This window comes from Microbacterium sp. BF1, from assembly GCF_019279095.1.
Classification (GTDB): Bacteria; Actinomycetota; Actinomycetes; order Actinomycetales; family Microbacteriaceae; genus Microbacterium; species Microbacterium maritypicum.
In genome coordinates this window covers 1-6,491 of record NZ_JAGYWT010000106.1, presented here as the reverse complement: position 1 = coordinate 6,491, position 6,491 = coordinate 1, and the positions used below count along the sequence as shown (strand labels likewise).

Annotated in this window: 7 protein-coding genes and 1 pseudogene; 3 read left to right on the top strand and 5 right to left on the bottom strand. The window is 67.8% G+C overall.

The features are described 5' to 3' along the window. Nucleotides 1-246 precede the first annotated feature (246 nt). Both KZA10_RS05775 and KZA10_RS05770 read right to left on the bottom strand, forming a co-directional pair. Nucleotides 247-777, bottom strand: a pseudogene (locus KZA10_RS05775) (aminotransferase class V-fold PLP-dependent enzyme); the annotation flags it as partial. A 140-nt stretch (nucleotides 778-917) separates the two neighbouring features. Continuing rightward, entirely contained in the window at nucleotides 918-1,697 is a 780-nt protein-coding gene (locus KZA10_RS05770; RefSeq protein WP_017828709.1) for an isoprenyl transferase, read from the bottom strand. A 98-nt stretch (nucleotides 1,698-1,795) separates the two neighbouring features. Here KZA10_RS05770 and KZA10_RS05765 point away from each other — a divergent pair, with 98 nt between their 5' ends. Continuing rightward, nucleotides 1,796-2,527 carry a hemolysin III family protein gene (locus KZA10_RS05765; protein WP_055864588.1) on the top strand — a complete coding sequence of 244 codons (732 nt, stop codon included), beginning with the start codon at nucleotides 1,796-1,798 and terminating at the stop codon, nucleotides 2,525-2,527. A 7-nt stretch (nucleotides 2,528-2,534) separates the two neighbouring features. Here KZA10_RS05765 and KZA10_RS05760 read toward each other — a convergent pair whose 3' ends face one another. Next, complete coding sequence (locus tag KZA10_RS05760; RefSeq protein ID WP_017828711.1) at nucleotides 2,535-2,837, bottom strand: hypothetical protein; 303 nt, start codon at nucleotides 2,835-2,837, stop codon at nucleotides 2,535-2,537. A 67-nt stretch (nucleotides 2,838-2,904) separates the two neighbouring features. Between KZA10_RS05760 and KZA10_RS05755 the strand changes: the two genes are divergently transcribed. Continuing rightward, on the top strand, nucleotides 2,905-3,291 hold the full coding sequence (locus KZA10_RS05755; protein WP_055864591.1) for a DUF4307 domain-containing protein: 387 nt from the start codon (nucleotides 2,905-2,907) through the stop codon (nucleotides 3,289-3,291). Between the two features lie 98 nt (nucleotides 3,292-3,389). Beyond that, on the top strand, nucleotides 3,390-3,878 hold the full coding sequence (gene greA, locus KZA10_RS05750) for a transcription elongation factor GreA (RefSeq protein WP_017828713.1): 489 nt from the start codon (nucleotides 3,390-3,392) through the stop codon (nucleotides 3,876-3,878). 69 nt (nucleotides 3,879-3,947) lie between these two features. Here the strand turns inward: greA and ilvA are convergent, their stop codons facing one another. Together ilvA and KZA10_RS05740 are read right to left on the bottom strand one after the other, a co-directional pair. Next, nucleotides 3,948-5,177 (bottom strand): threonine ammonia-lyase, encoded by a 1,230-nt coding sequence (ilvA, locus tag KZA10_RS05745; protein ID WP_017828714.1) that lies wholly within the window; start codon nucleotides 5,175-5,177, stop codon nucleotides 3,948-3,950. After that, nucleotides 5,174-6,370, bottom strand: coding sequence for an AI-2E family transporter (locus KZA10_RS05740; protein ID WP_200935144.1), 1,197 nt, complete (start codon nucleotides 6,368-6,370; stop codon nucleotides 5,174-5,176). The genes ilvA and KZA10_RS05740 overlap by 4 nt, the downstream gene beginning before the upstream one ends. Nucleotides 6,371-6,491: the final 121 nt, after the last annotated feature.

The window sequence follows — 6,491 nt, the reverse complement described above, 5'->3', positions numbered from 1 at the left end:
ATCGCGCACAGCGACGCAGAGCAAGGAGAAATGATGGCGAAGCGCACTGGGCTGGGCCGGGGTATCGGCGCCCTCATCCCCACGACTGATCAGTCGGAGCGTCCTGTCGACGTGTTCTTTCCGAGCCGAGGGCGCTGGCGCCGGGAGTTCGTCGACGAACAGACCGGTGGCCGTCGTGCCGGTGATACCGGAGAGCACGGGCGAGATGCGATCTCTGGCGCGGGGGGAGAACCACGCGAAGGCGCTGCCCCGGCCGGCGCGCAGCCACTTGTAGCCGTGTCCGACCACCACATCCGCCGCGGAGTAGTCGACGTCGATCACGCCGAACGATTGGACGGCGTCGAGGATGAGCAGGCGATCGGGACCGATCGCCTCGCGAAGCGCCGCCAGGTCGGTGCGATACCCGGTGCGGAAGTCGACGTGACTCACGGCGAGGGCGACCACCTCGTCATCCAGTGCCTCCCTGACGGCATCAGCGGTCACGCGTCCGTCCTCCGGGGTGATCCACCGCGGGATGATCGCACGGTCCGATGCCGTCGATGCGCGCTCCAGGGTCAGGCTCACGCTGGGGAACTCGGCGGTGCTCGCGATCACAGCGCCGGACAGGCCGAACAGCGCGTGCATGAGCCCGTGGGTCGAAGACGGCTGCAGGGTGACGTCGTCGGCTTCGCCGCCCAGCAGCTCGGCGACGAGTTCCTGGGCCTGACCGATGCGCTCGGCGACCAGGGAGAGGGAGGACGGTCGTCCGCTGCCGAGCAGGTCGGCGTCGGCGAACACCTCTTCGCGTACGGAGGGCGACAGCGGGCCGAACGCCGCCCAGTTCAGGTAGCCGGACTCGTTGTCGAAGGTGTCGACATAGTCCTGGAAAGTGCTCACTTCGTCATTGTGGCATGGGTCTGCGCGGGCCCGTCGCCGGGTCAGCGACCGAAGCGCCTGTCGCGGTCGGCGTAGTCGCGGATCGCGCGAAGGAAGTCCACCTGACGCAGGTCGGGGCCCAACGCCTCGACGAAGTAGAACTCGCTGTGTGCGCTCTGCCACAGGAGGAAGTCGCTGAGCCGCTGCTCCCCGCTCGTGCGGATCACGAGATCGGGATCGGGCTGCCCACCCGTGTAGAGGTGCTCGCCGATCATCTCGGGCGTGAGGTGGGCGGCGAGGTCCTCCAGCGTGCCACCGGAGGCCTCATGCTTCGCGATGATGCTCCGCACCGCGTCGACGATCTCATTGCGCCCGCCGTAACCGACGGCGAGATTCACGTGCAGTCCGGTGTGATCCTTGGTGCGGTTCTCCGCGTCGGAGAGCACCCGTGCGAGTTCTGCGGGGAGGATGTCGGAGCGTCCGACGTGCTTCACTCGCCAGTTCCCCTCCTGCGACAGCGCCTCGGCGAGCTCGGCGATGATCTCGATGAGGTCGGCGAGCTCCGCGGAGTCGCGCTTTCTCAGGTTGTCGCTGGAGAGCAGATAGAGCGACACCACGCGCACGCCGAGCTCGTCGCACCAGCCGAGGAACTCGCGCATCTTCGCAGCGCCTGCACGGTGTCCCTCCGCAGGCGTGTCCAATCCGAGCTGACGCGCCCACCGGCGATTGCCGTCGATCATCATCGCGACATGATGCGGCACCGTGGCCGGATCGAGGTGGCGGCGCAACCTGTTGGTGTAGAGCCGATACAGCGGCCCTCGCCCCGGGCTCTCGCGTGACATCACCTCCCTACGCTACCGCGCCGGGGCCTCCGGCATCGTGTGCGGAAGCTGGGATATATGTGCCCTGCACGGTATGCGGGTCGGCTTAGAGTGAGCGTGTGAGTACTCCCGAGCCCTCCGGTCCCGACGTCCCTCAGCTGCCTCTGCTCGAAGCCGCGGCCGTCGATGCCGCCGTCGAGACCAAGCCGACCTGGCGAGGATGGATCCATGCCGGCACGTTCCCGGTGGCGCTGGTCGCCGGTGTGGTGCTGATCATCGTCTCCCAAGGCGCCGCGGCCAAGTGGGCCTCCGCCGTGTTCATGCTCACGTCACTGCTGCTGTTCGGCAACTCGGCGCTCTACCACCGCATCGACTGGCGGCCGAAGGTGAAGGTGCTGCTCAAGCGCATCGACCACGCCAACATCCTGCTGCTCATCGCCGGTACCTACACACCGCTGGCGGTGCTGGCGCTGCCTCCGGAGAAGGGCGTGCTGCTGCTCAGCCTGGTGTGGGGAGGCACGCTGGTCGGCATCCTCTTCCGGGTGTTCTGGATCCACGCCCCGCGCTGGCTCTATGTCGCCCTCTACCTGCTGCTCGGCTGGGCAGCCGTGATGTACCTCGCCGACCTCATGAACGCGAACTTCGCGATGATGGTGCTGGTGATCGTCGGCGGGCTCCTGTACACGGGGGGCGCGGTCGTCTACGCGCTCAAGAAGCCGAACCCGTGGCCCGGGCACTTCGGGTTCCACGAGATCTTCCACGTGTGCACGGTGCTCGCGTTCCTCTGCCACTGGACCGCATGCCTGCTCATCGCGCTGTCGCCGCTGTCGCCCTCGCTGGGCGCACCGTGACGCGAGGTCAGCGCGCGGGCGTATCGCCGTCGGTGTCAGAGGCAGCGGTGCCGTCCGAGGTCGGCGCACCCTTTCCGGGAGCCGCGGCGGCATCGCCCTCGGCCCGCGCCGCTTCCTCGGCGTCGAGCTCGTCGCGCACCTCTTCGCGGTACCGGACACGGCGGATGCGGCGGTTCATGTCCCAGATCAGCAGGATCACCGCGATCACGACCACGACGATCGCGGCGAAGCCGACGAACCCCGGGGTGACCGACACCGGGTCGACGGTCATGCTCGGCGTCGGCATCGGGGTCTCGGACAGAGAGAACATGAATCGGCCTTTCGTACGCAGGTCGCATAACCTGGTAACACCAGCCTAACGACCGGAAGACCCACCCGTGACGACCGCACAAGAGCTCGATGAACGCTATGGCCGAACCCGACGACGCCGCGCGCCGTGGATCATCGGCGGTGCGATCGCACTGCTGATCGTCGGCGCCTTCAGCTGGATGACCGTGGCGCAGTCGATGGCCTCCGTCGACGCGGACGATCTGGGCTTCGAGCTCGTCGACGAGCACTCGGTGAACATCACCTTCCAGGTCACCGGAGTGCAGGGCAAAGACGTGGTGTGCGCCGTCGAGGCGCTCGACGAGGAGTTCGGTGTCGTCGGCTGGAAGATCGTCGAGATCGAGGCCGGAGACAGCCACTCGCAGGCGCGCTCCGTCACGATCCCCACGGTGTCGGAGGCCACCACAGGTTTGGTGAACACCTGCTGGGTCGCCTAGACTCGTGCCAGACAAGACGACGCCCCGGCACCGTGCCGGGGCGTCTTGGCATATCCCCCGCAGCATGCCGGAGGGATCCCGAAAGAAGGAGCTTCGTCATGTCCACCGATGCTCAGGTTCCCTTCCTCACGCAGGAAGCGTATGACCGGCTCGTCGCCGAGCTGGAGCACCTGTCCACCTTCGGCCGCGACGAGATCGCCAAGCGCATCGAGGCGGCCCGCGAAGAGGGCGACCTCAAGGAGAACGGCGGATACCACGCCGCGAAGGACGAGCAGGGCAAGCAGGAAGCGCGCATCCGCACGCTGGAGGCTCTGCTGAAGACCGCCAAGGTGGGCGAAGCTCCGGCCAGCCGCGGAATCGTCGAGCCCGGCACCGTGGTCACCGCCCTCGTCGCCGGAGGCGAGGAGGTGTTCCTGCTCGGCAGCCGCGAGATCGCCGCAGGCAGCGACCTCGATGTGTACAGCGAAGCCAGCCCGCTCGGCCAGGCCATCCTCGGCCTCAAGGTCGGCGAGAAGTCGTCGTACGAGGCGCCGAACGGCCGCGAGATCAGCGTGGAGATCGTGAACGTCGAGACGTACACGGGCTGAGACACCACACAAAAGCGCCCCCGCATCGTCAGGACGCGGGGGCGCTTCTGTGTGCATGCGCAGTCGTGCTCAATCGGGGACGAGGATGGGTTCGAAGCCGGCGCGACGCAGGGTGTCGAGCGTGTGCTCGGAGTGCTCGGGACCGCGCGTCTCGACGCTGAGCTCGAGGATGACGTCGCTGATCTGCAGACCGTGACCGTGGCGCGTGTGCATGGCCTCGATCACGTTCGCGCCGGCCTCGGCGATGAGCTCGGAGACGCGGGCCAGCTGACCGGGGCGGTCGGGCAGAGGGATGCGGATCGTGAGATAGCGACCCGAAGCGGCGAGTCCGTGCGAGACCACGCGCTGCAGCAGGAGCGGATCGATGTTCCCACCAGACAACACGGCCATGGTGGTTCCGCTGCCCGTCACCTTGCCTGCCAGGATCGCCGCCACACCGGCGGCACCGGCGGGCTCGACCACGACCTTCGCCTGCTCCAGCAGGATGAGGATGGCCCGTGCCAGGTCGTCGTCGGAGACCGTGACGACCTCGTCGACGAGGTCCTTGATGATGTCGAACGGGACGGCACCGGGACGAGCGACCAGGATGCCGTCGGCGATGGTCGGTCGGGTGACGATGTCGACGGGCTCGCCGGCCTCGAGCGACGGCGGAACGGCGGCGGCGTTCTCGGCCTGCACGCCGATGATGCGGACCGTGCGGCCGAGCTCGGCGGCGCGTGCCTTCACGGCTGCCGCGACGCCGGCGATCAGACCTCCCCCGCCGATGCCGAGCACGACGGTGTCGACGTCGGGCGCATCCTCGAGGAGTTCGAGTCCGAGCGTTCCCTGCCCGATCACGATGTCGCGGTGATCGAACGGATGGATCAGCACCGCACCCGTGCGCTCGGAGAACTCAGCGGCGAGACGCAGCGAGGTCGCCACCGTCTCCCCCTCCAACACGACTTCCGCTCCGTAGCCGCGGGTGGCGAGCAGCTTCGGCACCGGAACGCCCAGAGGCATGAAGATCGTCGCCGGGATGCCGAGCGCCTGCGCCGCCAGCGCCACTCCCTGGGCGTGGTTTCCGGCTGAGGCCGCGACCACGCCACGCGAGCGCTCTTCGGCGCTCAGCTTCGACAGCCGGTAGGCCGCACCGCGGATCTTGAAGGATCCCGTGCGCTGGAGGTTCTCCATCTTCAGCAGCACCGGGGCGCCGAGGATGTCGGAGAGCGCTCGCGACGGCAGCGTCGGCGTGTGCGAGATCACCTCAGCCAGACTCTGAGCAGCGTGCTCGAACTCGGTCAGGCTGGGGACTGCGCTCATCGATTCCTCCGTCTCCGCTCGCGCGGTACTGTGCTCCAGATAAGGTCTCCGCTCGGCCCGACGCCGGTGCGCCAGGATCCCGAGCTGATGGTCACGGCTGCGACGTTGATGAACGCCGCCAACGGCACCGCGAACAGTGCGCCGGGGATGCCGGCGATCATCGCTCCACCCGCCACCACGAGGACGACGGCGAGCGGATGCACCTTGACCGCCGAACCCATCATGATCGGCTGCAGGATGTGTCCTTCGATCTGCTGGACGGCCAGCACGACCAGCAGCATCCAGAGCGCGATCCAGGGGCCGTTGTACACCAGCGCCAGGAACACGGCGACGGCGCCGGTCACGACCGCACCCACGATCGGGATGAACGAGCCGAGGAACACCAGGACGGCGACCGGGAGCGCAAGGGGCACCTGCAACAGGAACGCCCCGAGTCCGATGCCGATCGCGTCGATCGTCGCGACGAACAGCTGCGTGCGCGCGTAGTTCACGATCGTGGTCCAGCCGTTGCGTGCCGCTCCGTCGACGGCCGGCTGAGCCATGCGCGGGAAGATCCGGAGGGTCCAACGCCAGATGCCGGCGCCGTCGGCGAGGAGACAGATCAGGATGAACAACGACAGCACGGCGCCCGTGGCGACGTGGCCGACGGTGGTCCCGATCGCCAGGGCGCCGGTCCACAGCACCTGCGCCTGCTCGTTGAGGAAGTCGAGTCCCTGCTGCAGGTAGTTCGCGATCTGCGTGTCGGAGAGGCTCAGAGGACCCTCGTGCAACCAGACCTGGAACTGATCGAAGGCTTCGGTCGAACGCTGCTGCACGTCGGGCAGCTGAGCACGCACCTGCCAGACGACGAGCCACATCAGCCCGGTGACGATGGCGGCCGTCCCGATGAGCGAGATGGCGATCGCCAGCCAGCGCGGGAGACCACGCCGCAGCATCCACGAGAAGGCCGGCCACAGCAGCGCGGTGATGAGGATACCCACCATGAGGGGGATTACCAGGAGCTTGAGCAGCATCACGAGCCAGATGAAGACGCCGATCGCCGCCGCGATCAGCAGCAGCCGCCAGGCATAGCCCGCCGTGATGCGCAGCGGCAGCGGTACCGCCTCATCGGCCTCGGTCGACACGGTGCGCTCGGTGGAGACCGGGCGCGGACGGAACAGATCTCTCAGTCGGGGTCGCTGGTCCTCACTCATCGCCCAAGTCTACGGTCACGCCGTAGGCCCTCGAACGCATCTTTCCCTGGAGGGTGCATGTCGGCGCTCGGCGATACCCTGACCGTGTGACCGATGCCCTCACTCCGACCCAGGCACGCCG

Bases quoted from the DNA above. Each gene is read 5' to 3' on its own strand.
- KZA10_RS05770 (WP_017828709.1), bottom strand. From the start codon at position 1,697: ATGTCACGCGAGAGCCCGGGGCGAGGGCCGCTGTATCGGCTCTACACC.
- ilvA (WP_017828714.1), bottom strand. From the start codon at position 5,177: ATGAGCGCAGTCCCCAGCCTGACCGAGTTCGAGCACGCTGCTCAGAGT.
- KZA10_RS05740 (WP_200935144.1), bottom strand. From the start codon at position 6,370: ATGAGTGAGGACCAGCGACCCCGACTGAGAGATCTGTTCCGTCCGCGC.
- KZA10_RS05760 (WP_017828711.1), bottom strand. From the start codon at position 2,837: ATGTTCTCTCTGTCCGAGACCCCGATGCCGACGCCGAGCATGACCGTC.
- greA (WP_017828713.1), top strand. From the start codon at position 3,390: ATGTCCACCGATGCTCAGGTTCCCTTCCTCACGCAGGAAGCGTATGAC.